The organism is Paenibacillus sp. J22R3, assembly GCF_056269305.1.
In genome coordinates this window covers 1,115,375-1,140,195 of the sequence record NZ_JBWDNS010000001.1, presented here as the reverse complement: position 1 = coordinate 1,140,195, position 24,821 = coordinate 1,115,375, and the positions used below count along the sequence as shown (strand labels likewise).

At 51.4% G+C, this 24,821-nt stretch carries 23 protein-coding genes and 1 pseudogene; 18 read left to right on the top strand and 6 right to left on the bottom strand.

Translation table 11 applies throughout. From position 1 onward, the window contains the following. Positions 1 to 25: 25 nt before the first annotated feature. Positions 26 to 502, top strand: a complete 477-nt coding sequence (locus AC0YN4_RS05080; RefSeq protein WP_475835328.1) for a DinB family protein — start codon at positions 26 to 28, stop codon at positions 500 to 502. Positions 503 to 529: 27 nt separating this feature from the next. After that, positions 530 to 1,123, top strand: coding sequence for a YdeI/OmpD-associated family protein (locus AC0YN4_RS05075; protein ID WP_475835327.1), 594 nt, complete (start codon positions 530 to 532; stop codon positions 1,121 to 1,123). Here the strand turns inward: AC0YN4_RS05075 and AC0YN4_RS05070 are convergent. After that, positions 1,120 to 1,494, bottom strand: coding sequence for an MmcQ/YjbR family DNA-binding protein (locus AC0YN4_RS05070; RefSeq protein ID WP_475835326.1), 375 nt, complete (start codon positions 1,492 to 1,494; stop codon positions 1,120 to 1,122). The genes AC0YN4_RS05075 and AC0YN4_RS05070 overlap by 4 nt on opposite strands. 333 nt (positions 1,495 to 1,827) lie before the next feature. On the opposite strand from AC0YN4_RS05070, the gene AC0YN4_RS05065 reads away from it, so the two are divergent. The 4 genes from AC0YN4_RS05065 to rpoN all read left to right on the top strand — a co-directional run bounded on the left by AC0YN4_RS05065 (position 1,828) and on the right by rpoN (position 7,027). Next, positions 1,828 to 2,628, top strand: a complete 801-nt coding sequence (locus tag AC0YN4_RS05065; protein ID WP_475835325.1) for a hypothetical protein — start codon at positions 1,828 to 1,830, stop codon at positions 2,626 to 2,628. Between the two features lie 211 nt (positions 2,629 to 2,839). Then, positions 2,840 to 4,201 carry a 4-aminobutyrate--2-oxoglutarate transaminase gene (gabT, locus tag AC0YN4_RS05060; RefSeq protein ID WP_475835324.1) on the top strand — a complete coding sequence of 454 codons (1,362 nt, stop codon included), beginning with the start codon at positions 2,840 to 2,842 and terminating at the stop codon, positions 4,199 to 4,201. Positions 4,202 to 4,215: 14 nt separating this feature from the next. Then, positions 4,216 to 5,643, top strand: coding sequence for an aldehyde dehydrogenase family protein (locus AC0YN4_RS05055; protein WP_475779753.1), 1,428 nt, complete (start codon positions 4,216 to 4,218; stop codon positions 5,641 to 5,643). 49 nt (positions 5,644 to 5,692) lie between these two features. Beyond that, positions 5,693 to 7,027 carry an RNA polymerase factor sigma-54 gene (gene rpoN, locus AC0YN4_RS05050; protein WP_475779754.1) on the top strand — a complete coding sequence of 445 codons (1,335 nt, stop codon included), beginning with the start codon at positions 5,693 to 5,695 and terminating at the stop codon, positions 7,025 to 7,027. On the opposite strand, the gene ablB is transcribed toward rpoN, so the two are convergent. Beyond that, entirely contained in the window at positions 7,028 to 7,909 is an 882-nt protein-coding gene (gene ablB / locus AC0YN4_RS05045) for a putative beta-lysine N-acetyltransferase (RefSeq protein WP_475835323.1), read from the bottom strand. It abuts the gene before it with no gap. 153 nt (positions 7,910 to 8,062) lie between these two features. Between ablB and AC0YN4_RS05040 the strand changes: the two genes are divergently transcribed. From AC0YN4_RS05040 to AC0YN4_RS05025, 4 genes and pseudogenes are all read left to right on the top strand, one after another. Continuing rightward, positions 8,063 to 9,394: an aspartate aminotransferase family protein gene (locus tag AC0YN4_RS05040; RefSeq protein WP_475779756.1), complete on the top strand. Its 1,332-nt coding sequence runs from the start codon at positions 8,063 to 8,065 to the stop codon at positions 9,392 to 9,394. Next, positions 9,391 to 10,116 (top strand): CoA transferase subunit A, encoded by a 726-nt coding sequence (locus AC0YN4_RS05035; protein ID WP_475779757.1) that lies wholly within the window; start codon positions 9,391 to 9,393, stop codon positions 10,114 to 10,116. Before AC0YN4_RS05040 ends, AC0YN4_RS05035 begins: the two co-directional genes overlap by 4 nt. Continuing rightward, positions 10,059 to 10,721, top strand: coding sequence for a 3-oxoacid CoA-transferase subunit B (locus AC0YN4_RS05030; RefSeq protein ID WP_475779758.1), 663 nt, complete (start codon positions 10,059 to 10,061; stop codon positions 10,719 to 10,721). Before AC0YN4_RS05035 ends, AC0YN4_RS05030 begins: the two co-directional genes overlap by 58 nt. A gap of 21 nt (positions 10,722 to 10,742) precedes the next feature. Then, positions 10,743 to 11,999, top strand: a pseudogene (locus AC0YN4_RS05025) (peptidase); the annotation flags it as partial. A 689-nt stretch (positions 12,000 to 12,688) separates the two neighbouring features. Here the strand turns inward: AC0YN4_RS05025 and kamA are convergent. Both kamA and AC0YN4_RS05015 read right to left on the bottom strand, forming a co-directional pair. After that, a complete protein-coding gene (kamA, locus tag AC0YN4_RS05020; protein ID WP_475780103.1) occupies positions 12,689 to 14,170 on the bottom strand; it encodes a lysine 2,3-aminomutase in 1,482 nt (493 codons plus the stop codon). Between the two features lie 156 nt (positions 14,171 to 14,326). Continuing rightward, positions 14,327 to 15,742: a sigma-54 interaction domain-containing protein gene (locus AC0YN4_RS05015; RefSeq protein WP_475779759.1), complete on the bottom strand. Its 1,416-nt coding sequence runs from the start codon at positions 15,740 to 15,742 to the stop codon at positions 14,327 to 14,329. A 135-nt stretch (positions 15,743 to 15,877) separates the two neighbouring features. On the opposite strand from AC0YN4_RS05015, the gene AC0YN4_RS05010 reads away from it, so the two are divergent. The 5 genes from AC0YN4_RS05010 to AC0YN4_RS04990 all read left to right on the top strand — a co-directional run bounded on the left by AC0YN4_RS05010 (position 15,878) and on the right by AC0YN4_RS04990 (position 20,292). Further along, the gene (locus tag AC0YN4_RS05010; protein WP_475779760.1) at positions 15,878 to 16,168 is read left to right on the top strand and encodes a hypothetical protein; all 291 of its coding nucleotides are present in this window, start codon (positions 15,878 to 15,880) and stop codon (positions 16,166 to 16,168) included. Positions 16,169 to 16,311: 143 nt separating this feature from the next. Then, entirely contained in the window at positions 16,312 to 18,006 is a 1,695-nt protein-coding gene (locus AC0YN4_RS05005; protein WP_475779761.1) for a M3 family oligoendopeptidase, read from the top strand. A 184-nt stretch (positions 18,007 to 18,190) separates the two neighbouring features. Beyond that, positions 18,191 to 18,967 (top strand): RNA polymerase sigma factor, encoded by a 777-nt coding sequence (locus AC0YN4_RS05000; RefSeq protein WP_475779762.1) that lies wholly within the window; start codon positions 18,191 to 18,193, stop codon positions 18,965 to 18,967. Between the two features lie 5 nt (positions 18,968 to 18,972). Continuing rightward, positions 18,973 to 19,956 (top strand): hypothetical protein, encoded by a 984-nt coding sequence (locus tag AC0YN4_RS04995; RefSeq protein ID WP_475779763.1) that lies wholly within the window; start codon positions 18,973 to 18,975, stop codon positions 19,954 to 19,956. A gap of 108 nt (positions 19,957 to 20,064) precedes the next feature. Then, on the top strand, positions 20,065 to 20,292 hold the full coding sequence (locus AC0YN4_RS04990) for a hypothetical protein (protein ID WP_475779764.1): 228 nt from the start codon (positions 20,065 to 20,067) through the stop codon (positions 20,290 to 20,292). Positions 20,293 to 20,296: 4 nt separating this feature from the next. Here AC0YN4_RS04990 and AC0YN4_RS04985 read toward each other — a convergent pair whose 3' ends face one another. Continuing rightward, positions 20,297 to 21,049: an SDR family NAD(P)-dependent oxidoreductase gene (locus tag AC0YN4_RS04985; protein WP_475835322.1), complete on the bottom strand. Its 753-nt coding sequence runs from the start codon at positions 21,047 to 21,049 to the stop codon at positions 20,297 to 20,299. A gap of 155 nt (positions 21,050 to 21,204) precedes the next feature. Next, positions 21,205 to 21,375 carry a hypothetical protein gene (locus AC0YN4_RS04980; RefSeq protein ID WP_475779766.1) on the bottom strand — a complete coding sequence of 57 codons (171 nt, stop codon included), beginning with the start codon at positions 21,373 to 21,375 and terminating at the stop codon, positions 21,205 to 21,207. Positions 21,376 to 21,532: 157 nt separating this feature from the next. Between AC0YN4_RS04980 and AC0YN4_RS04975 the strand changes: the two genes are divergently transcribed. The 3 genes from AC0YN4_RS04975 to tatC are packed head-to-tail and all read left to right on the top strand — an operon-like array spanning position 21,533 to position 24,795. Beyond that, entirely contained in the window at positions 21,533 to 22,300 is a 768-nt protein-coding gene (locus tag AC0YN4_RS04975; protein WP_475779767.1) for a gluconate 2-dehydrogenase subunit 3 family protein, read from the top strand. Between the two features lie 12 nt (positions 22,301 to 22,312). After that, entirely contained in the window at positions 22,313 to 24,034 is a 1,722-nt protein-coding gene (locus tag AC0YN4_RS04970) for a GMC family oxidoreductase (RefSeq protein WP_475779768.1), read from the top strand. Beyond that, a complete protein-coding gene (gene tatC, locus AC0YN4_RS04965; RefSeq protein WP_256208267.1) occupies positions 24,031 to 24,795 on the top strand; it encodes a twin-arginine translocase subunit TatC in 765 nt (254 codons plus the stop codon). The genes AC0YN4_RS04970 and tatC overlap by 4 nt, the downstream gene beginning before the upstream one ends. The last annotated feature ends 26 nt before the right edge of the window (positions 24,796 to 24,821 follow it).

Here is a 24,821-nt window from a genome sequence, read left to right as displayed (position 1 = left end):
TCCGGTCATGAAGGAGCATCGTCAAATGCTGAAACTGTTTGAGTACAACTGGCAGGTCCGTGGGGACTGGCTTACATGGTGTGAGAACGTATCTGAAGAGGAATTACTGAAGAAACGTGTAGGTGGAGCAGGCAGTATTCTCTATACGCTGTTTCATATTATCGATGTCGAACACAGCTGGATCAGCAGCTTGCAAGGCGGGACTATGCCGGAGCTGCCGCCTTTTGATGCGTATGCTTCGATCGGTAAAATAAAGGAATTTTCGGCGCAATGTCATGCTGAAATCGCCCCATTCGTATATGGTTGGAATGACAGCTTGGAAGAGAAGATTCTGTCCGATATCAATGATGTAGGTGACACGGAGCGTTTTAAATACGGCGAGATTATGAGACATGTCCTTGCTCATGAAATTCATCATATGGGCCAGTTGTCGATTTGGTCGCGTGAGCTGGGATTGAAGCCGATTACGGCCAATCTCATCCGAAGAGGACTGTTCGAGTAGTATGATGCTGACGAGGAGCGTAAGTGGATGGCCAACAGCAGATTAAATCATAAAGCGGATGTATTTATAAGCAGTTCCAAGAAGTGGCGTGAAGAATATGAGGAGTTACGAAATATCGTTCTGGATTGCGAGCTGACGGAGGATTTCAAATGGATGCATCCTTGTTACACCTTCCAGGACAAGAACGTCGTCTTAATCCATGGATTCAAAGAATACTGCGCACTGCTGTTTCACAAAGGTGCTTTGTTAAAGGATCCGCATGGCATCTTAATTCAGCAAACCGAGAATGTGCAAGCAGCACGCCAGATTCGGTTTACCAGTGTACAACAAATCGTGGCCATGGAAGCCACCTTGAAAGCTTATATTCGCGAAGCTATTGAGGTGGAGCAATCCGGCTTGGAAGTGAACTATAAGAAGAACACGGAATATACCGTTGCTGAAGAATTTCAATCGAAGCTCGATGAAGTCCCGGCCTTGAAAACAGCGTTCGAAGCCTTAACTCCGGGACGACAACGAGCTTATCTACTCCATTTCGCTGAGCCCAAACAATCCAAAACACGAGCGGCGCGGGTCGATAAATATATGCAGCAAATTCTCAGCGGCAAAGGATTAAACGATTAGTTGCCTTCTTCCATGAGCTGCTTAATCAGACGTTTCGGAGCCGCGTGCAAATAGGCTTCCTTCAGCAGAAGGCTCATTTGATCCCAATCCGAAGGCGAATTCACGCCGACCCAGCCGCGATGTCCGATATACTTCGGTTTATAGAATTGATCCTGCTGCAGTATGATTTCTTGATTCTCCAGATCAGACTTAAACGTCATGCCATAATCGCTCATAATGATAAACGATTTATCTTTCACTTTGAACGTCGTATGACCATGTCCGTCGATGATTTCGGTTGTTTCGGGAAGTCGGCTGCAAATTTGTCTGACTTGCTCCAGCATGCGAATGCCTTCCGGTGTTTGCATCCCAATAGGGTGGTTCATGTTCATGTTGATGTCCTCCTTATGTATAGTCAGGCTGTCTGTTCCTCCTAGACAAGCACTGCATTCTCCTTATATAAACATGACAGGAAAGAGTTCGCATTTCAAGCAGATCATGCTGACTGCAACCTTTTGATCCGCAATGGAGTCAGTATAAGAGAAGTGCAGCTTGACTAATGAGGGGGTTAGAGAATGAAAACATCCGTTCTCTTTATGTGTCTACTTAGTGGAGTCGTCCTGGCAGCAGGCGTGTGGAGCTATATAGTTGTTCAAACGATCTAAGTAGGTTTTGTTAACTTTATTGATATAGCAAGTGAAGAGAAGAAGGTGGCCAGTCTGCAATTGTCGACCAGATGGCGAAGGATTCGAGCTTCAACCATTCTGCTGGGAATCGTCGTGATTCTCGGCGGAATGTTACTCTTGCTGGTGAGAATGCTGAATTCGCATCACACACCGAGAGTGGTTCGATATCCTGCGCATGATTATCTCTATACGGAGCGAGAAGCATCGAATGGATTCCAGCTTCATGTGCTGCAAACGCAGCCATCGAATATCACCTTCGAAACGATACGCCAGAATATTGCGTTATCCGATTATTACGGCATAAACGGTGGATTCTTCTATGAGTCCGCACTGCTCAGTATGGCGGTTGTGAACGGTAATCCGGTTGCCGGCGCATTAAATCATTATGGCTCCGGATCGGAAAATGCCAAGTACCCGCGCGGCACGCTCGTATGGGATGAAGCCGCTAATAAACTGAGTGTGCAGGTAGTATCGCATGTTTCTGAGCTGCGGGTAAGGGATCGAGCACATTTCTGGGCGCAAGGCGGAATTAGCATGAGCCTCGGTCGTGATGCAGTATGGCTGATGAATGCACAGCTTGAGCATGCACCTAATATGGACGAGGAAAGGCTTCGTACTGCAGCCGTATATGACAGCTCCGGGATGCTGTACCTAGTCGTTAGCAGTACAAAGGGAACACTTTCAGCTTTTCGATCTGCTATTATAGAGCAAATTGGAGAGGGTCAGCTGGCTGACGGGATATTTCTCGACGGGGATGGCTCATCGCAATTGCAAGCTGCCGAAACGGTGCTTTCAGGTGACAATAGGCCGGTCGTACAGATGATTAGGCTTATTCATTGAGTACTTTCCCAACATTCTACATTTACATAACGCGAAACGTGAGTATGCTAAGTTAACAGGGATTTCAATCGCAACATGAAGGAACAGACGCCGCAGTATATGAGGCGTCTTTTCTTGTTTTCGGTGAGGTTGGCATGGGAATTGCTCATTCAGCAGGTAGATGGCAAGTAGGAGATCACTGCGCGCGAAAGGCGCGGAAGGAGCGCGTTGAATGAAGAAGCATCGCATCTATGTATCCGTTGCGGAGCCGTTTCCGGGACCTAACGCGAAAGCGCTGCTAGAGAAGCGAAAGCAATATGTACCGTTAGGCATTGGCAATACGACGCCGATCTTTGTACAGCAGGCCAGCGGTGCACAGATAACGGACGTGGACGGCAATGTGTTCCTTGATTTTGCCGGTGCGATCGGCACGCTTAACGTCGGGCATTGTCCGCCTGAGATTGTGGATGCTGTACAGAAGCAAGCTTCGCATTTTATCCACACCAGCTTCCATGTGGCTATGTATGAGCCCTATATCCAGCTGGCAGAGAAATTAGCAGAGATTACACCGGGGAATTATCCGAAGAAAACCATACTGCTGAACAGTGGGGCTGAGGCGGTGGAGAACGCCGTAAAGATCGCGCGGAAGTTCACGGGGAAGCCGGGTATTGTGTCGTTTACGCGGGGCTTTCATGGACGTACATTGCTCGGAATGTCGCTTACCAGTAAAGTAAGACCTTACAAATATCGAATGGGGCCGTTTGCGCCAGCTACTTATAAAGCCATGTATCCATATCCGCTGCACAGACCCGAAGGAATGACAGAAGAGCAGTATGCCGCATTCTGTGTGGCGCAATTCGAGGATTTTCTATTGACGGAAGCCGCCCCCGAAGAGCTGGCAGCAGTCATTATGGAACCGGTGCAGGGCGAGGGAGGATTCATCGTTCCTCCTGTTTCATTCGTGCAAGGCATCTATGAGGTGTGCCGCAGAAATCAGATTCTGTTTATTTGTGATGAAATTCAAACCGGCTTCGGACGAACGGGAACGATGTTTGCTTCGAGCTATTTTGGCATAGAACCGGATCTGATTACAATGTCCAAATCTCTTGCAGCAGGCATCCCGCTAAGCGCCGTTACCGGTCGAGCAGAGATTATGGATGCTCCGACTCCGGGGGAGATTGGCGGTACGTACAGTGGCAGTCCGCTTGGCTGTGTCGCGGCACTTGCAGTTATTGAGAAGTTGGAAAGAGAAAAGCTCTGCGAACGTGCTACGGAAATCGGGAAGCGGATCATCGATTGCTTCACGGCTCTGCAAGAACGAGTTCCGGTCATTGCGGAAGTGCGCGGTTTAGGTGCGATGTGCGGCGTTGAATTTATCGATCCCTCGTCCAAGACGCCGATGAAGGAATTTACAGCGAAGGTCATTCAGGCTTCCTATGAGGCAGGTGTCATCTTGCTTAGTGCGGGCATCTATGGCAATGTGGTTCGATTCTTAACGCCGCTGGTCATAACAGATGAACAGCTGCAAGAGGGGCTGGATATCCTAAGTGATATCGTGGAACAGCTCTATTCGCAGGAACAACAAATCAGTTAAAGGAGGCTTGGCGGATGTTAAAGAAGCAGCTCTATATAGGTGGAGAGTGGTTGGAGGCCAAGTCCTACACGAAGTTGACAGCGCCATACTCCGGTGAGGTACTAGCAGAAATTCCGCTCGCTGACAGAGAGGAGACGGAGCGCGCAATCGAAGCCGCATACTCAGCAAGAGGGGTCATGGCGAAGTTGCCCGCTCATAAACGGGCCGCAATATTGGAGACATTAAGCCGCCTGCTGACCGAGCGCGCAGGGGAGGCAGCCCGAATGATCGCAATGGAGGCGGCCAAACCGCTTAAAGCTGCGTTAGCAGAAGTGGATCGTACCATTCAGACGTATAAGTTTGCTGCTGAAGAAGCGAAACGGCTCAGTGGCGAGATGATTCCGCTCGATGCCGTACCGGGCGGCGAAGGGCGAATCGGGTATACGATGAAGGAGCCGATTGGCGTCATCGGTGCGATTACGCCGTTTAATTTCCCCATGAATCTGGTCGCGCATAAAGTAGGGCCTGCCATTGCTTCCGGTAACACAATTGTGCTCAAGCCGGCATCGCAAACGCCGCTGTCCGCATTCTTCTTGGCCGAATTGCTGGAAGAAGCGGGTCTTCCCGCCGGTGCGCTGAATGTGGTGACGGGCTCTGGTTCCGTTATTGGAGATGTCATTGTTAAGCACGATAAAGTGAAGGCGATCTCGTTCACAGGCAGCCCGAAGGTCGGCATCGGTATTCGCAATCATGCCGGCTTGAAGCGTGTTGCGCTTGAGCTGGGCTCGAACTCTGCATTAATTATAGATAAAGGTGTCCAATTGGACAAAATCATTCCGCGCTGCGTGGTCGGCGCGTTCTCCTATCAGGGTCAGGTATGTATCTCCTTGCAGCGTATTTATGTGCATGCGGATATCTATGATGAGTTCGTTGCTGGATTCTGCGAGGCTGCAGCTAAGCTGAAGGTAGGCGACCCGCTTGATCCGGACACCGATCTATCGGCAATGATCACGCAAGGTGACGTCGTTCGCGCACTTGCCTGGATTGATGAAGCGGTTGAGCAAGGAGCAGTCGTTGCATGTGGAGGAAGCACTTCATCCGCAAAAATTCTTCAGCCTACCGTGTTATTGGGAGTAGATCGTTCCGCCAAAGTATGCTGCGAGGAAGTATTTGCTCCAATCGTGCTCATTAACCGGATTCGATATGTGGAGGAAGGAATCGAACTCATTAACGATTCCAGGTTCGGTCTCCATGCCGGGATCTACACGGATCGTATTCATACAGCGCTCGATGCAGCGGAGAAGCTGCATGTGGGAGGCGTCATGATTAACGATATTCCTACGTTCAGGGTGGATCACATGCCGTATGGCGGCGTGAAAGAGAGCGGGGTTGGCCGCGAAGGAGTCAAGTATGCGATCGATGAAATGACGGAAATCAAAACCGTTATTATTAATCGGACCTAGCCCAACCCGAATATACTATAGGAATCCACCTTCGAAGCAGGTGATTCTTATGAACTCCCGGTACGGGTTCGGGATGTATCAGCAGCAGAAGGCGCATATGCATATGTCGCCGCAGCTGCAGCAGGCGATCAAAATTTTGCAGCTGCCGACGACTGATTTGCTTGCGTTTATTCGGAATGAGCTTGAAGAGAATCCGTTCTTGGAAGCGTGGGATGGTCAGGGAGGAGCCGGACTTGGTACGGACTTCGCACGAGGTCCGCGAAGCGCGGCTCCACTCGATTACATCGCAGCAGATCAGGGGCCGACGATGGAGAAGCACTTGAAGGAACAGCTTCGTTTCGATTCGGAGATCACAGGTGCTAGGAGGAAAGTGGTCGACTTTATCATCGGAAATTTAGATGCAAACGGCTATTTGGACTGCCCGCCGGAGCAGATTGCTGCCAAACTGAAGATACCGCTTGCTGAGGTTGAGCAAGCGTTAAGTGATGTGCAAGGATTAGAGCCCGCTGGGGTCGGTGCCAGAAATTTGGCGGAATGTTTGCTGCTGCAAGTGAACCGAACGGAGGGCTTCAGCCCGCTGGTCATCCCGTTGATTACTTCACATCTGGAAGTGGTTGCGGATTATCATATTCAGAAATTAATGCGACTGCTGCATGCCTCGCATGAGGAGATCGTATCGGCCATCGCCTTCATCAGATCGCTGAACCCAAGACCCGGCGCCGTCTATCAGCCGAAACATGCCGATTACATCATCCCGGATGTGCTTATTCGAATGGTTGGGGATCAGTTTGTCGTATCCATTCAAGAGTCGGCGGCACCAAGACTAACGATGAACACCACGTATGTAGGAATCGCGAAGGAGCTGGGGAATTCGGATGAATCAGCACGATATTTCCTGGCGAAACGAAGCGCCGCTGCATTCTTGCTCAAATGCTTGGAGCAGCGCAGGCTGACGCTATTGCGGGTGACAAGAGCGATTGTGGAAGAACAAGCTGCTTTCTTTCGCGGAGGAGCGGATCACCTCAAACCGATGGTGCTCCGGCAAATTGCGGAGAAAGTAGGCTTGCATGAATCGACTGTCAGCCGAGCGGTTGCAGGCAAATATGCACAGACGCCTTGGGGCACCTGCGAGCTCGGTTATTTCTTTCCGTCGGGCTACAACAGCGGGCAGGAAGATGCGTCAACAGCAGGGAGTGTAAAGTCGAAGCTGCGGGAGATGGTGGAGCAGGAAGCGGGCAGTACGCCGTATTCGGACCAACAGCTGGCGTTAATGCTCGAGGGAGAGGGCATTCCCATTTCCAGGCGAACGGTCGCCAAGTATCGGGAGGAGCTTGGCATTGCCTCCTCCTTCAAACGTAAACGAGCCAAAGAGCAAGGGCCATAACTAGTAGTGCTCCGGGAGTATTTTGCACCATAAATTCATATCCTCGAACTTGTCATAGATATCGCAGTTCTTCGTCAGTCGACCCTGATAGTCATAACCTAATTGAAATAACGCGGCATTCATGCCGAAAGACAGTGCGCGTGATAGGGAGTAAGCAGAGCGGATATTACGTAGCTGTAAATCCTCTTCCAGCACATGAAGCAGCTGTCGCATTAGACCATGTCCGCGATAGGCAGGCAGCGTGAGGCAGTCCGTGAGCTCTGCATTGCGGAATTTGGTGTTGATTTCGGCAGAAGCCGCACTGATGATACGACCCTCATGCTCCACAACAACAAACACTGTGCCTTCTTCCATGACATGAGCCACATACGCGGGATCATTCATTGGAATCGGATAGGTTTGAAAAATCTGTCCATATAAGGAGGCCAGCTCTTGAGCATCCTTTGCGTCAGCATTGCGAATGGAGAACGGTTCCGCTAACGGTTCTCTATCTGGCTTCGGTTGCAGGGCATACACTTGCTCCAGAATGTGATCCTCTTCGATCCAGTGATCGCTCGCGCGTCTGGCGAGGTCGGTATATTTGGCCATACAGTACGCATCTTGCCCATCAAAATATCCCTTGTAAATCCCTTCAAGCATATAGCCCTTGGCTAGCAAGCTTCGCATATCCGTTTCCCGCGCCTTAACGAACAGTTTCGTAAACAGTGGATTGCCCATTAACTCCGTGAGACGGCTGCACAATGCATCCATATTTCCCTCGTAGTTGTAATCATCGATCCGCAGCCGCATGTTGAATTCATCTCTGCATAATTGAAGGGTGAAGTTGCTGCCCTGTTCGGTTTCCATCGCATAATACTGCTTATCGTTCTGATTCGATTCCATGATGAGTGATCCTCCAATCCTGTTTCCGTTATTCTACATGGTATAGATGCAAAATCAATGCCAGATTAGTGAATTCGCAGCCTTCCGGCCCAAGTTGGCACCGAAATTGCAACAAGAATGGGCGAGAAGATAGGCCGATTGGAGGGGAAGCGATTGACGCGGGAGCATTTGATCAAGCCGCTGCTAAGTGCCCACTATCCGAAGATTGACTATGGCAAAGGCGTATTTCTGTACGATGAGCATGGAAAAGCATACTTGGATGCCTCGTCAGGCGCTGTAACGGCGGGGATCGGGCATGGTGTGCAAGAAGTAATCGATGCGATGCTGGCTCAAGCGCAGAAGGTGTCTTTTGTCTACCGATCCCAATTTACGAGCGAGCCGGCGGAACAGCTTGCGAAGCGGCTTAGCGACATGGCGCCGGGCCATGATTACTGGTCATTCTTCGTGAACAGCGGCTCTGAGGCAACGGAAACCGCAATGAAGATTGCCATTCAATATTGGCAGGAGCAAGGTCGACTCGGCAAAAATAAAGTCATTTCCAGACGGATGAGCTACCATGGCATCACGCTCGGAGCGCTGTCGATGTCCGGTCATGTCACCAGGAGAAGGCGGTTTGTTCCGCTGCTTGAGGAGCTGCCGGTTGTAGCAGCGCCGTATTGCTATCGGTGTCCCTTGTCGGCGCCGAGCTGCGGGCAAGCCTGCGCGGAAGACTTAGAGACGAATATTAAACGAATTGGCGCAGAGCATATAGCGGCTTTTATTGCAGAGCCGATTATCGGAGCGGCCGGAGGGGCTGTAGTTCCGCCGGAAGGCTATTATGAACGGATCAAAGCGATCTGCGAGCAATACGATATTCTCTTCATCGCCGATGAAGTGATGACCGGCATCGCACGCACAGGAGCGATGTTTGGGATGGAGCATTGGGGCGTCGAGCCGGATTTGATCGCCCTCGGTAAAGGGCTTAGTGCGGGTTATACGCCGATAGCAGCTACGTTAGTGAAGGACCGAATCATGGAGCCGATTCTAGCCGGTTCGCGGATTGTCATGTCCGGCCATACGTTCAGTGCAAACCCGCAATCCGCGGCAACGGCCTTGGCGGTTCTCGATTACATCGATGCCGGGCAGCTCGTAGGTGCCGCTGAGGAGAAAGGCAGCTATCTGCTGCAAGCGCTGAAGAGGATTGCTGTTAACTGCGTGACGGTCGGCGATGTTCGCGGCAAAGGGCTGCTGCTCGGGTTGGAGTTTGTCGCCGACCGGGCGAGCAAGCGGGTTTTCCCGGTTGCGCTCGGTGTAACAACGCGGATCGTAGAGCGCGCGCAGAGCAAAGGGCTGCTCATTTACCCTGCGGCAGGAGGCGTGAACGGTGAGGGCGATGCCGTCATCATCGCTCCGCCGCTTGTTATCACAACCGAAGAGATGGATCTGCTGGCCTCGCTGCTTGAAGAAACAATCGTGGAAGTGATGGGGGAGGTCATGGGCGGATGACGAAACAGAAGACGATCGCTATCGATGAAGCGCTTAGGTGGATCGTTGATGGCTGTACGCTGATGTATGGCGGATTCGGCGGGATCGGAACCCCTCCGACACTAATAGAGGCGATTTTGGATAAAGGTGTAAGGGATATCACGCTTATCGGTAACGATACCGGGTTTCCGTGGATTGGCATTGGTCGCTTGGTCACCGAAGGACGTGTTCGGAAAGTTATCACGTCGCATATCGGCTCCAATCCTAATGCCGGTCGCATGATGGAGGATGGTCGGATGGAAGTGGAATTCTATCCGCAAGGCACGCTGGCTGAGAAGATCAGGGCAGGCGGAGTTGGGCTGGGCGGTATTCTTGTCGATGTGGGGATCGGTACTACTTTGGAAATAGGCAAGGAGAAGGTCGTGGTGGACGGCAAAACGTATCTGGTTGAACCGGCGCTCACGGCAGATGTGGCTATCGTTCATGCGTTGAAGGCTGACGAATATGGGAATTTAATCTACGACAAGAGCGGTCGCAACTTCAATCCGCTTGTTGCCATGGCAGGTACGCGGACGATCGCGGAAGCGGATGAGATTGTTCCGTTAGGCGAGCTTGATCCGGAGCGTATCGTGACGCCGGGAATCTTCGTTGATGCAGTCGTTGCAGGGAAAGGAGTGAACTGGCAATGGGTGTGGGAGAAACAAGCCGCGACCGGATCGCAAGGCGAGCCGCCCGTGAAATAAAGGATGGGATGGTCGTTAATTTGGGGATCGGCATTCCGACGCGAGTGGCTGATTTCATTCCCGAAGGCATCCATGTGACCTTCCATGCGGAGAATGGAATCTTAGGAACGGGGCCGACGCCGGAGGCAGGCGAGGAAGATGGGTTTCTGTGCAATGCGGGCGGTTATCCGGTAACCCTGGCGATCGGCGCATCTTATTGCGATAGTGCCATTGCTTTTGCCATGATTCGCCGTGGTTGCATCGATATGACGGTGCTCGGAGCGCTGGAGGTCAGCGAGCAAGGGGATTTGGCCAATTGGATCGTACCCGGTAAACGGACGGCGGGAATCGGCGGTGCGATGGAGCTGGCGCAGAAAGCGAAGCGCGTCGTAGCCGTGATGAATCATGTTAATCGCGACGGCAAGTCGAAGATTAAGAAGCACTGCGAGCTGCCGCTTACGGCACAGCGATGTGTCGATTATATCATTACGGAAATGGCGGTCATGGAAGTGACGGATGAGGGTCTCGTGCTGAGGGAAGTGATGTCTCCTTTCACGATTGAGGACGTAATCAGCTGCACCGAGGCCACGCTCCTCATACCGGGCAAGGTTGATTACATCACGTAGCCGATGAAGGAGGCGGACAGCATGGACCTGAAGGCGCAAATTCATGAATGGATCCAGCAGCACCGTGAGGAAGGCATTGGACTGCTGCAGAGTTTGGTCCGAATCGCCAGTACCCAAGGCAATGAACAGGAAGCGCAATTGCTCATTGCAGGCAAACTGTTCGAGATGAAATTGGATGTGGATCTGTGGGAGCCCGATGGTGCCCTGCTGGAAAAACATCCTTATTTCTATTCGCCGAGAACGAGCTTCTTCGGCAGTCCGAATGTTGTGGGCATCCTGCGAGGAAGCGGGGGCGGCCGTTCGATTATTCTAAACGGTCATATGGATGTGGTGCCTGAAGGCGATCGCTCGCAGTGGCGCAGTCAGCCATACAGCGGTGAAGTGGTGGACGGAAAGCTGTATGGGCGCGGCTCATCGGATATGAAGGGCGGCAATGTCTCGTTGCTGCTTGCGATACAAGCGATTCGCAGTTTGGGGATTTCGCTGCAAGGTGATGTCATCTTTCAAAGCGTTATCGAGGAGGAAAGCGGAGGAGCCGGGACTTTGGCGATGATTGTGAAAGGGTATAAGGCCGATGCGGCATTGATACCCGAGCCTACGAATATGCGGATCTTTCCAAAGCAGCAGGGGTCCATGTGGTTCCGAATCGTGGTGAAGGGCCGCGCGGCGCATGGGGGAACACGGTACGAAGGCGTCAGCGCGATTGAGAAAAGCATGCTCGTGGTCGCTCATGTGCTGGAGCTTGAGCAGGTGCGCAATGCGAGGATCCATGATCCGCTCTTTGCGGATAATCCGATTCCCATACCGATTAATATCGGTACTATTAGCGGCGGCAATTGGCCATCTTCTGTGCCTGACACGGTGACTTTGGAAGGTCGAATGGGGGTTGCGCCGGAGGAGTCGCTTGAACATGCCAAGGAGCAAATGGCCACTTGGTTGGAGCTGCTGGAGGAGAAGGACGAGTGGTTTCGCGCTGCGCCGCCAGTGCTGGAATGGTTCGGCGCCAGGTGGGTGCCGGGAAGCGTCGATCCGGCACATGATTTGGTACGAATCGTGGCGGAGCAATACACGTCGGTGACGAATCAACCGGCGGTCTTGGAAGCTTCGCCGTGGGGCACAGATGGCGGGCTGCTGACGGTTCTAGCCGATACGCCATGTATCGTATTCGGACCCGGCCTCACGCAGATGGCCCATTACCCTAACGAGCATATCGAGCTCGACGCCGTGTTCGAAGCCGCCGAGATTATCGCGCTCACGCTCACGGAGTGGTGCGGGGTTGAAGAGGAAGCGGCTCGGAAAGGGGATAGTGCGGGAGCAGGGGGTGTGACTGACAGAGACGAAGAAGCTGAAGCTGTTGTAGAGGTTGATGTCGGTGCGGAAGTGGCGGGAACGGTAGTGGAAGTGGAAGTGGAAGTGGGAGCGGAAGTAGCAGAAGTGGGAGCTGAAAATGCAGAAGCAGAAGCAGAAGTAGAAGTAGTAACAAAGGCAGAAGCAAAGCAGTAACATAGTAAGAGTAACAGTAACAGAGGCAGTCGAAGGAACAGTCGCAGAAACAGTAACAATAACTACTCGGCAATAAATGATGATGCGGTAATGTGTGGCGAAACGATACAAAATAATCTAACGAATCCCAGAGGTCTTATTCCAGCCCAATCAGCCACTAAATTATTCTAACGAATCGTAGAGGTCCTATTCAGGGAAATTCAGCAATATCGTGCTTGTTGACCCCAAATAAGACCTGTAGGATTCGTTAGCGTTTCAAATCCAGTTGTTTTGCCCAAATAAGGCTTCTCTGGTTCGTTAGCGGTTTGTATGGGGTAACACACCGCCCAGCCGGCATAAATAAGCCGCCTCAATCGCGCTTCGCGCTACTATGAGGCGGCTTATTTGCTTTTTCCACGACTATGGGTGGCAGCATTCCATTTGTTGTGAAACAGATCTGATGCCCGGCTAACGCCGTCTCACACTTACTCGCTCTTGTCCTCAGGCTCGCCCTTCGGCGCGCCATCCCCGCCAGCGGGAGCAGCCTGCTGCTTCGCGCCTTCGCCGGCAGACTGATCCTGTCGCGCGCGCATGAGCTTCTGCTTCATCTCGTCGCGTTTCTCGCGTTTGTCCTTGAGCGAGTGGTGGTCGGCCGCCTGCTCATACAATTTGCGTCTGCCGATGCGGCGCAAATTTTCCGGCACCAGGTTGAAATTTTCATCTTTGATGAGCGAGATGATGCCGGTGCTGGGCGGTTGCTTCTCTATGCCGTAGATCTCATTGAAATACGCATCCGCTCGGCCCGGCACATAATTGCTAGGCTCGGGATAACCGACGATAACGCCTTCGTAGTTACGCAAGATCACCTTATCCTGACTTTGCGAAATAAGATAGTTCGGTTGAAGTGCGATTTTACCCCCACCACCGGGAGCATCAACAACGAAGGTAGGCACTGCATACCCGCTGGTATGGCCGCGAAGCGCTTCAATAATCTCCAGACCTTTGGAGACAGGCGCCCGGAAGTGGCCGATCCCTTCGGATAAGTCGCATTGATAGATATAGTAAGGTCGTACGCGGATTTTGACCAACTCGTGCATGAGCTTTTTCATGATATGGGTACTATCGTTGATGCCCGCGAGGATAACCGATTGATTACCGAGCGGTACGCCGGCATCTGCCAGCATCGCACAGGCTTGCTTTGCTTCATCTGTTATTTCCAGCGGATGATTGAAATGCGTGTTCAACCAAATCGGGTGATACTTGCGAAGCATCGTGCACAGGTTCTCCGTAATCCGCTGTGGGAATACGACCGGCGCCCGTGTGCCGATCCGAATGATCTCGACATGGGGAATCTCGCGCAAGTTTTTCAATATATATTCCAGAATCGTATCATTAATCAACAACCCGTCCCCACCGGACAACAACACATCCCGAACCTCCGGAGTATTGCGGATATAAGCGATGGCATCGTCCATTTGCTTCTTCGGCACGCCCATGCCCACTTGGCCGGAGAACCGGCGGCGCGTACAATAACGGCAGTACATCGAGCATTGGTTCGTCACAAGGAAGAGTACTCGGTCCGGATAGCGATGCGTTAGTCCCGGGGTTGGTGAATCTTCGTCTTCAAAGAGCGGATCCTCGAGATCATATTTCGTCTTCAACAGCTCCGCAGAAATCGGAACCGACTGCAGCCGAATGGGACAGCGCGGATCATCCGGATGCATGAGGGAGGCATAGTAAGGCGTAATGTTAAGCGGAATCGTTTGCGTCGAAATGAGCACACCTGCCTCTTCGTCGGGCGTCAAATTGACCACTTGCTTCAGCTCATCCAGCGTCTTGATTGTATGCGTGAGCTGCCAGAGCCAGTCATTCCACTGTTCGTCCGTCACATCTTTCCACAACGCTACTTGCTTCCAGTGCCTCTTGCTGCTTAGGGGCACCTTGTCCGTCCTACCATCGTTTGACATGCTCATGATTGGCGCACCTCCACGGAAATTTGCTACTCACGCATATTGGTGCAAGAAACATGCCAACCTTGCCAAACGCCGCCCATTCCACGCAAAAAGGGCCTCTGCCTACAAGCAGAGGCCAACCTGTCGCCAACCATCACTTCATCCGGCCAATCAAGGTTTCTTCGTAATTCCATATCGATTCAGTTTATATTGCAAGGCCTGCCGTTTCATGCCAAGCTCTTGCGCAGTTTGACTTACATTAAAGCCATTCTTCTGAAAAGCAATTGCAATGGCCTCACGTTCCATCTGCTTCATCCGCTCGGGCAGTCGATCGTTACTACTACCACTATCCACCTCAGCGATTACCCGATCCGTCAGCAGTCCTCTGGGTAAATGACGTTCTTCTATGGTTTCCTCATCGATTTCCACCATATTAAAGGCAGATTCAATCGCATGACCCAGCTCGCGAACATTACCGGGCCAGCTATAAGCAGTCAATCGTCGCAGCGCATCAGGCGAGAGGTTCTGAATTTGCAGTCCAAACACCGGATTCAGCTTCTCGATAAAATGGCTCACCAGCAGCGGAATATCCTCTTCTCGTTGCTGCAAAGGAGGGAGCTCGATCTTCACCACACTCAGCCTGTAGTATAAATCATACCGCAGCAGCCCTTCTTCCAGCGCCTGCGCCGGATCCATATTCATTGCGGTAATGATGCGAACATCCGCCTGCTGTTCATTCATCCCGCCAATCCGCCTGACCATGCCATCTTGCAGCACCCGAAGAAGCTTTGCCTGCAAATAAACATCCAGACTGCTCAGCTCATCCAGGAATAATGTGCCGCCGCTGGCTTGCTCGAACAGACCCGCCCGATCGACCGCACCGGTAAACGCGCCTCTTGCCGTACCGAACATGATGCCTTCCAGCAGATCAGCAGGAACAGCGGCGCAGTTCTGTGCAACGAAAGGGCGATTCCGCCTGGCTCCGGCGTTGTGAATGCTTTGAGCGAACAACTCCTTGCCGGTACCCGTCGGACCGCAAATCATGACGGGGGAAACCGTTCGCGATGTCTTCTTCGCAAGGGTTAAAGCGTCTTGGAACGGTTTGCTTCGGCCGATGAGGTCGCTGAACTCGTATCTTGCCGTCCCTTTATTCTTGTTTTCCTTCTGTTTCGCCTGATAGAGCTGATGCCGAAGGTCGAGAATCTGATCGTGCAGCTGCACAATGCTCGTAATATCTTTCGCGACTTCCAGTGCACCGATCAATTGGCCATTGTCATAGAGGGGATAAGTGCTATTAATGGTCATAATCCGTTTACCTGTCACGTTGAAATAGGTTTGGATATGGGCGGGCAGCTGCTGACCGGTCTGAAGCACCTTCTCAAGCGTGCTCGTTTCCTGCGTAAGGGAAGGGTAGAGGTGCAAAATATTTTTCCCGAGCACTTGCTCCCGGTCCAGCCCGTCAATTTCAGCCATTTTATCATTGTAGAAGACGGTATTGCCTTCCTGATCAATGAAATGAACACCTACATCAATCGTGTTGAGGATCTTCTCAAAATAGTCGGACACGATGCTGTTTCGATCGGACATCGTTCGCTCGCCTCCATGCCCAGCTGCGATGATCTGAATAAATTTACACGCTATACACAAAAGTTATGCACCATGCCGAATAATCATCACCCAGAAACCAACCTAGCATACTGTGTAGGAAGGTGGTGATGATACATGACATTTACACTTGCAGCATGGGTGACCTACACGATGTGGGCAATATTTGCCCTGATGATCATTGATTTTGTTATAGCCTTTTCCAAGTCTTTCTGGAAAGGGTCTTTCGATACAACATTTCTCGGCTATTTGAAAGACATTGTCTTCTATGTACTTCCTCTGAATTTTCTGCTTTCGATGGTTTCCATCGACCCGACTACTTACACGCTGATCGTACTTTTCTTCATAGGCGGCGCTTCGGTCATCTATAAGTACGTAATGGATATCATCGGTCGATTCAAAGAGTAAAGAAAATAGAATTGCTGATGGGGCTGCGAGGGGGCAAGCCCCGAACGGCCTCTTTTGGTCTGGGTGCGTTTAGGATATAATTGGGAGGTCACACTTTGGCACTATTTAAATAATTCCTGTAAGGAAAGGTTAGGTGCGTATTCATGAAATTTAGCGAGTACCGGTACGAACGACCGGAAGTTAAAGAGTTTGAACAGAAGTTTAAGTCGCAATTGGAATCGTTCCTATCCGCGCAAACCTACGACGAGCAAGACCTTGCAATGACGCAGTTAAACCAACTTCGCAGTGAGTTCGATTCGCAGGCGCAAATCGCGAGCATCCGCCACTCCATTGATACGAATGACGAGTTTTATAAAGCCGAGCAAGATTTCTTCGACGAAAGCGGCCCGATCGTGCAAGAATACATAACCGATTACTATCGCGCACTTGTGGGTTCCAAGTTCAGAGCCGAGCTTGAGCAGAAGTGGGGCCGTCAGCTGTTTCAATTGGCCGAGCTGTCCCTCAAGACGTTCAGTCCAGAGGTCATTGAGGATCTTCAGCAAGAGAATAAGCTGACGACCGAATATTCGAAGCTGATTGCGTCTGCCAAAATCATGTTCGAGGGCGAAGAGCGGACATTGTCCCAGCTCGGGCCGTTCCAACAATCGAAGGATCGCGATATGCGCAGGCGTGCTATGGAAGCTTCATCCGGCTTCATGGCAGAGAATGAAGCCACTTTCGATCGGATCTATGATGATCTCGTGAAGGTACGCACTAAGATCGCGAAGAAGCTTGGTTTTGCCAACTATGTTGAGCTTGGATATGCACGAATGAGCCGCACGGATTACAACGCAGAGATGGTTGCTAACTTCCGTAAGCAGGTGCTTCAATACATCGTGCCGGTTGCCTCGAAGCTGAAAGCTGCGCAGCAGGAACGAATCGAAGTCGATACATTGCTTTACTACGACGAGAATTTCGTATTCAAGTCCGGCAATGCGGCACCGAAGGGTAATCCGGAGTGGATCGTGAAGAATGGCGAGAAGATGTACGCGGAGCTGTCTCCGGAAACCGACGTGTTCTTCCGTTTCATGCAGGATAACGATCTGATGGATCTGGTAGCGAAGAAAGGCAAACAAGGCGGCGGCTATTGCACGTATATCAGCAAGTACAGTGCGCCTTATATTTTCTCCAACTTTAATGGGACTTCCGGCGATATTGATGTGCTGACGCACGAAGCCGGCCATGCTTTTCAGGTGTATGAGAGCAGAAGTTTCGCTGTACCGGAGTACAGCTTCCCGACCTACGAGGCTTGCGAAATTCATTCGATGAGCATGGAGTTCTTTACTTGGCCTTGGATGGATCTGTTCTTCGAGGATGAAGCGGACAAATACCGATTCGACCATCTGGCAAGCGGATTGATCTTTATCCCCTATGGCGTGACGGTGGATGAGTTCCAGCATTTCATCTACGAGAATCCGGATGCAACTCCGGCAGAGCGCAAGCAAGCATGGCGCGAAATCGAGCGTAAATACTTACCGCATCGCAACTACGCGGACAATGCGTATCTGGAGCAGGGCGGATTCTGGCATAAGCAGGGTCATATTTTCAACAGTCCGTTCTACTATATCGACTACACATTGGCACAGATCTGTGCGTTCCAATTCTGGAAGAAGATGCACGAGGATCGTCCTGAAGCATGGGCAGACTACCTGAACCTATGCCAACAAGGCGGAAGCTTGTCGTTCACGGAGCTGGTGAAGGTTGCCGGTCTGAACTCCCCGTTCGATGATGGCTGCGTAGCTTCTGTCATTGGCAGCATTGAGAGCTGGCTGGATGAAGCGGCACCGAATGTTGAATAGGATTTGTTGGCTAGAAAACCGCCGTTTTGGCGGTTTTTTTGTGTGCAAAACAGGTTTCTGTGCGGAGGTGGGGAAATAGAATACAGAGTATTGTAGGTTTTGTGAAAAAAAGTTTGAACCCCTCAGATAGATTGCAGCTTCGGCTGGCATCTCTAGATATAGGTTGACGAAAGGAGGCAGCGAATTGTTGGTTTCTAATCATGCTGATCAGGAGCGCAAGGACGAGAAAGTGCCGGTTGGGGAAGCGGAACTGGTAGCTCTTGCGAGAACAGGTGACCCGGATGCTTTCGGGGAGCTTGTCCGAAGGAGCCGGGCCAAAGCCTTTCATTTGGCCTACTCCTTAACGCAAGATCATCATCTTGCAGAGGATGTGGTGCAGGAAGCGCTCGTGCGGGCATTTCTTCATCTGGGATCGCTCGTGGACAGCAGCCGATTCGCCCCGTGGCTCAAGACCATTGTGCGGAATGAAGCCAACATGAAGCTGCGCCGAGGAGGGCCACACCGCAGGGAGCGGCCGTTCACCAGCTGGAGCAGCAAGGAGATTGCTGCAGTTGAAAGAGCGAATGTTGCCTTCGACGATCCATATAACATGGATCATGTGCTGTTCCGCCTCGGCAAACTTGCGCTTGATGAAGCGAAGCAGGCGAATGATCCCTCGGCTGCCTTACTGCGCAAAGATTTGGTCGATGGCATTCGCGGCATGATGTACTGCTTAACCAGTCGGGAGAAGCGAATCTTCGAAGCGTATTTCTTCGATCAGCTGTCGCCGCAGCATATCGCTTCCTTAATGGACACCGCAGTCGCTAATGTGTACAACAGCATTTCGAGATCACGGCAGAAGCTGCAGCAGGAGCGCATTCGTACGCAAATCAGCATGTACATCGAGGGACGCAAGAAGGTAGGGAAACCGGCAGTGAAGCTGCTCGCTCCACCGCAGTACAAAATCACATGGAAGGAATGAGAACGATGGAAATGATAGCGAAAACCGATTGCAGCTGGAGTCATAATACGGATACGGCGGCGGTGCACAGTATTGTGCAATACACCGAGCTGGCAGGTATGACTTTGGTAGAGGTGATGGGGTACACGGCGCATGCTTTTCGGATCATTATTGACCAAGAAGCGGTAGAGGTGGGGAGTTATTCTTGCTTCGATTGGAAGCAGCATCATGAAGCAGCTTTGAACAATCTTGGATTCTCGGTTGAATATGCCGGCAAACAAACGAACAATCCTCCAACACCTGAAGAGCTTGAGGAAGGGATAGCGCTTGTGCAGCAGGCGATCGATCGAGGTATTCCCTCGCTAAGTTGGGATCTCTTCATCCCGGAGTGGGGCGTGATCTATGGTTATGACGATAATCGGCGGGTATTCCAATGCAGGGATGTTCGTCAAGATGGTGAGCTGCCTTATGAGAAACTAGGGCGAGGCGAAGTAACGGAGCTTTATGTGCTGGGGATAACGGGGTATCAGCCAGTCGATCGGAGATCCATGTTGAAGGGCGCACTGGAGCTTGCGTTGCAGCATGCCAAGGAGCCCCTGAGGGAACTGGACAAAGTGCCTCACCGCAACGGAATCGCTGGCTATGATGCGTGGATCAAAGCGTTCACGAATCGGACGGTCGAACCTTTCGGCAACAGTGTTAATGGAGTGAAAGTTTGGGATGCCCGTGAATTTGCCGTAAAATTTCTGGAAGACATCGTGGCAAACTGGCCGGAGGAGAAGGAAAGGGACTCGTCGCAGCTTCGCCAACTCGCCTCTGAAGCTGCCACCCATTATCGGATCGTGGCAGACCGTCTTGGCGCACTAATAAGCTTGTTCCCGTTCCCGCAAGGAGGCGAACCGAATCAAGAGGCGAGTGCTACTCGTGCGATTGAGCTGCTGCAAGATGCCAAAGCCGCGGAGATTCAAGGAGTTCGAGTTCTGGAGCAGATGCTGGAGACATTGAGCTGAAGTTAGTTTAGAGGCAATAAGCGGAATAGCCGCTTATTGCCTCGCATGTGATCGAACCTCTCCTACGCCTCATATAGTAGCTATATAAGCAACTAAGGAGAGTGCGGTATGGAGGAAATTTGGGAGGGGCTTCTCGAAGTGCTGGCGGGCATCGGCGTGTTGTTTTTCATCTTGAGTTCGTGGTTCTGGTTTGCGGTCGGAGGCGTAAGCTGGATTCTGTACGCAGTGTTTGTTCATGGCGATACCATGCACTATATTTGTCTGGGTATCACGGCCTGGTGGCTTATTACGCTATGTATCTCCAGTGAGACCAAAGATGGACTGTGGGGCGGTTAGCGCTCTATTCGAGATAGATCATTTTGCGCGTCATTCCGCCATCGATCACTAGATTTGTTCCCGTTACGAAGTCATTTCGAGGATCTGTCAGATACAGACAGGCTCTGGCAATGTCTTCGGGTTTGCCCACCCGCTGCGACGGATGCTGGTGATGATCCTCTGGCCGAAGCTTGGCGTAATCGCCTGTCTCGATCCAGCCGGGACTGATCGCGTTTACGCGTATCCGATCCTGCCCAAGCGAGACCGCCAGCGCATGCGTAAGCGATAGAATCCCGCCTTTGGACGCGGCATACGCTTCCGAATTCGGCTCGGACATGGTCGCTCGCGTAGATGATATATTTACGATTGCTCCGCCGTTGCCGCCGGTTTTCATTACTTTGGCCGCTTCGCGAGCACAAACAAATGTACCGCGCAGGTTCGTATTAATGACGCGGTCCCATTCCTCGATCGTAAGATCATAGACCGATTTCCATATGCCGAAACCGGCATTGTTAATGAGAACATCAAGCCGTCCCACACGCCTCGCCAACTCCTCGAAGCAGGCTTCGATGGATGCGGGTTCACTCAAATCCAGCACGCGGCTTATTGGCCGATCAAATCCTTCTGCAATTATAAGCTCCGCAGTTCCTTCCAGCGACTCCTCATTCTTATCCACGATTATGACCGTTGCTGCTTCCCGCGCATAGGCAAGTGCCACATTTCTACCAATTCCATTCCCTGCGCCGGTGACGAGCACAACTTGGTTCTGAGCACTCAAACGGATCCACTCCAATTCTGTTCTTGTAATGCTACTGTATACGATAATTAGGTTGTGTTGTCAAACACATAATGCTCCTAAACCTAACAATAGGCTGTCCCAAAAAGCGCGGAAAGCGACTTTTTGGAGACAGCCTTCTTCGCGTGTCATAAACCTCACTTCATATATTTCTGCAGAAAGGTCAACGGAGAGTAAGAATTGTCGACTTCAGACAAACCATACAGCTCACTCCAATTGTAAATGACAAGGAAAGGTAACAGCCCGATTGCCAGAACAGCAATCAAGAAACCGAACAGCAACACCCGTAAAGCCTTCGTGGCATTCATTGCTTTTCATCTCCAATCGTGAAGTCGTATTAACCCGCTCCTTATTACCTTATGCCGCCCAATCGCGCAATCGGCACTTTTCTAAATAATTGGATGTTAATTCATGTTGTGGAAAATACTAAGCCTACTTAACTCAAGTGAATAAGAAGGAGAGATCATGATGGCAACGGATTCGAAACAGCCACAAGATGAATCCAGACGAAGGTTTCTAAAATACTCCGGTACCGCTCTGGGAGGAGTTGTCCTAGGTGGTGTAATCGGCGGATTAATCGGCTCCAACACGAAACAAACAACGAAGGACGAAGAGCCGGCAGCACCGGCACCGACATCCGAAACGAAGGACTACAATCAAGCGCTGATGTTCTTCTCTCAGGATCAGTTTCTGACTGCGGAAGCTGCAGCTGAACGGATTTTCCCGAAGGATGATCTTGGACCGGGAGCCAAGGAGTTAGGCGCCGCGTTCTTCATCGACCACCAAATGGCAAGTTCTTTCGGAACCAACTCGCGAGATTACATGTCGCCGCCGTTCTACAAAGCGGAAGCCTCGCAAGGCTATCAGCTTACCTTCAAGCGCAAGGAGCTGATGGCGCTTGGCCTCGATTCGCTCAATTTGCACAGCAACTCGAAGTACCAGAAGCAGTTCGTGGACATCACCCCTGAAGAACAAGATGAGGTTCTGACCGCATTTGAGAAGGATGACGTGCATTTGAAAGGGGTTCCGGCTTCAACCTTCTTCTCGATGTTTCAGAATCTGACGATTGAAGGCGTCTATTCGGATCCGCTCTACGGAGGCAATAAGAACATGCAAGGGTGGAAGATGAGAAATTATCCGGGCAACCAAATGAGCTATTCCAAGGAGATCGAGAAGGAAGTTTTCGTCAAAATGGAACCGCTTAGTCTGGCTGATCATCTCGATATAGGTTAGGAGTGATGGAATATGGCGACTAAACTTCCGAAAGTACCTGTCGTAATCGTCGGAATGGGCTGGGTTGGCGGCATTATCGCCGCGGAATTGTCGAAAGCCGGCATTCAAGTGGTCGGGCTGGAGAGAGGGAAGGGGCGAGGGACGCAGGATTATTTTCACGTCCACGATGAGCTTCGATACGCGGCTCGCTACGAGCTGATGCAGGACTTGTCCAAAGAAACGGTGACCTTCCGAAATACCTACAAAATGCGTGCATTACCGATGCGCACTTACGGATCTTTCCTGCTTGGAGACGGACTTGGCGGGGCAGGCGTGCACTGGAATGGCCAGTATTATCGGTTTCTGCCGTATGATTTTGAAATCTACAGCAAGACGGTTGAGCGATATGGGAAGAAGAAGATTCCCGTAGGGATGACGATCCGCGACTGGGGCATTACATACGATCAGTTAGAGCCGTATTACGTGATGTACGAGCAAATGTCAGGGATATCGGGGGAGAAAACGACACCTCCGAATGTCGGTGCGATGTCTAAGCCGTTTGCAACGGAACCGATGAAGAAAACACCGGGAATGAAGTTGTTTGAGGAAGCAGCCGGTAAGCTTGGCTACCATCCTTACGTTATTCCTTCGGCAAACTTGACGGAAGTTTATAAGAATCCGGACGGTATTGAACGCGCTGCCTGCCAATACTGCGGCTATTGTGAACGATTCGGCTGTGAATACGGAGCGAAGGCTGATCCTGTCGTCACCGTTCTTCCCGTCGCTCAGGCATCCGGAAAGTTCGAGCTTCGCACGCACTCGAATGTGACTTCAATCCTGCACAACGGTTCGAAGGCAACTGGTGTCACCTACATCAACACGCCAACCGGGGAAGAGTATATTCAGCCTGCGGATGTTGTGATTTTGGCCAGCTATGTGTTCTCGAATGTGCGTTTGCTGCTTATGTCCAAGCTGGGTAAGCCGTACAATCCGGACACTGAAACAGGTGCAGTCGGTCGCAACTATGCGTATCAAGTCAATGGTGCGAGTACAAGCGCATTCTATGAAGACCGAGAATTCAATCTGGCGATGGGCGCAGGGGCGCTCGGCAGCAGCTTGGACGACTTTAACGGCGACAACTTCGATCACAGCGATTTGAAGTTTCTGCATGGGGCTAATATTCGGTTTACGCAAACAGGACTTCGACCGATTCAATATCAACCGGTTCCGGCCGGCTCTCCGAAATGGGGGGCAGAGTTCAAGAAGGCTACCATTCACAACGCCAACCGAATTCTATCGGTCACCGGTCAAGGGGCGAGCATGCCGAACCGCTATCACTTTCTCGATTTGGATCCGGAATATAAGGATGCGCTTGGACAGCCGCTGCTGCGCATGACGTTTGATTTTGAAGAACAAGACCGGGAGCTTGTTAAATTCATTGCGCAGAAGACAAAGGGAATCGCCGATGGCATGAGTGCCACCAAAGTGGAGATGCATGATGCGCTTAAGCAGTATAACATCGTTCCGTACCAATCCACTCATAACACGGGTGGGACGATCATGGGCAGTGATCCGAAGACATCGGTAGTGAACAACTATCTGCAAATGTGGGATGCCGAAAATGTGTTTATCTGCGGGGCTTCCAACTTCGCTCATAACAGCGGCTATAATCCGACGGCGACGGTTGGCGCTTTTGCTTATCGGGCTGCGGAAGGGGTCCAAACCTATCTTAAGAAAGGAGGACCTCTTGTGTGAGCAGCGGTAAAGGCCAGGCGAAGGAGCTGCTGGACCGTGATTTGATCGTTCACTTGTCGGAGCTGCGCAAACGTCTGATCTATGTCGGGTTATGGTTTCTGGTCGCTTTTGCAGCCGGGTTATTCGAATCACCGCGCATTATCCGGTTCATCAAGTCGCATCTGGGCGGCATTCAAGTGGAATGGAGCGTTTTTGCCTTATCGGATGGGCTCGTTGTATACATGAAATGTGCGCTTCTGATAGGGATTACGATCACGCTTCCGTTCCTGATGTATCATTTCTGGGCTTTTGCGAAACCCGGAATGACGGAATCCGAAGCCAGAGGCACGCTGATCTATGTTCCGATGTCTGTTCTGCTCTTCTTATTAGGCGGTTCGTTCGGGTATCTGGTCGCGCTGCCGATGATGATTCGGTTCATGATCAAGCTCAATCAATCCATGGGAGCCGCCGAAGTGTATGGCATTCAGCATTACATGTCGTTCCTGATCAGCTTCCTGCTGCCGATGGGCATCGCCTTTGAAATGCCGCTCGTGATGACCTTTCTAACTCGAATCGGACTGCTTACACCGGAGAAAATGAAACCCGTTCGCAAATATGCGTATGTCAGTTTAGCGGTGCTTGGTTCTCTGATTTCGCCGCCGGATTTCGTATCCCATCTGTCTGTCACGGTGCCGCTTATTCTTCTGTTTGAGATCAGCGCACTGGGCTGCTCGATCTACTACAGACGGAGGCTGAAGATTGCGATGCAGCCGGCACAGTAAAATAACTTAACAATTGGAGGTGCTCC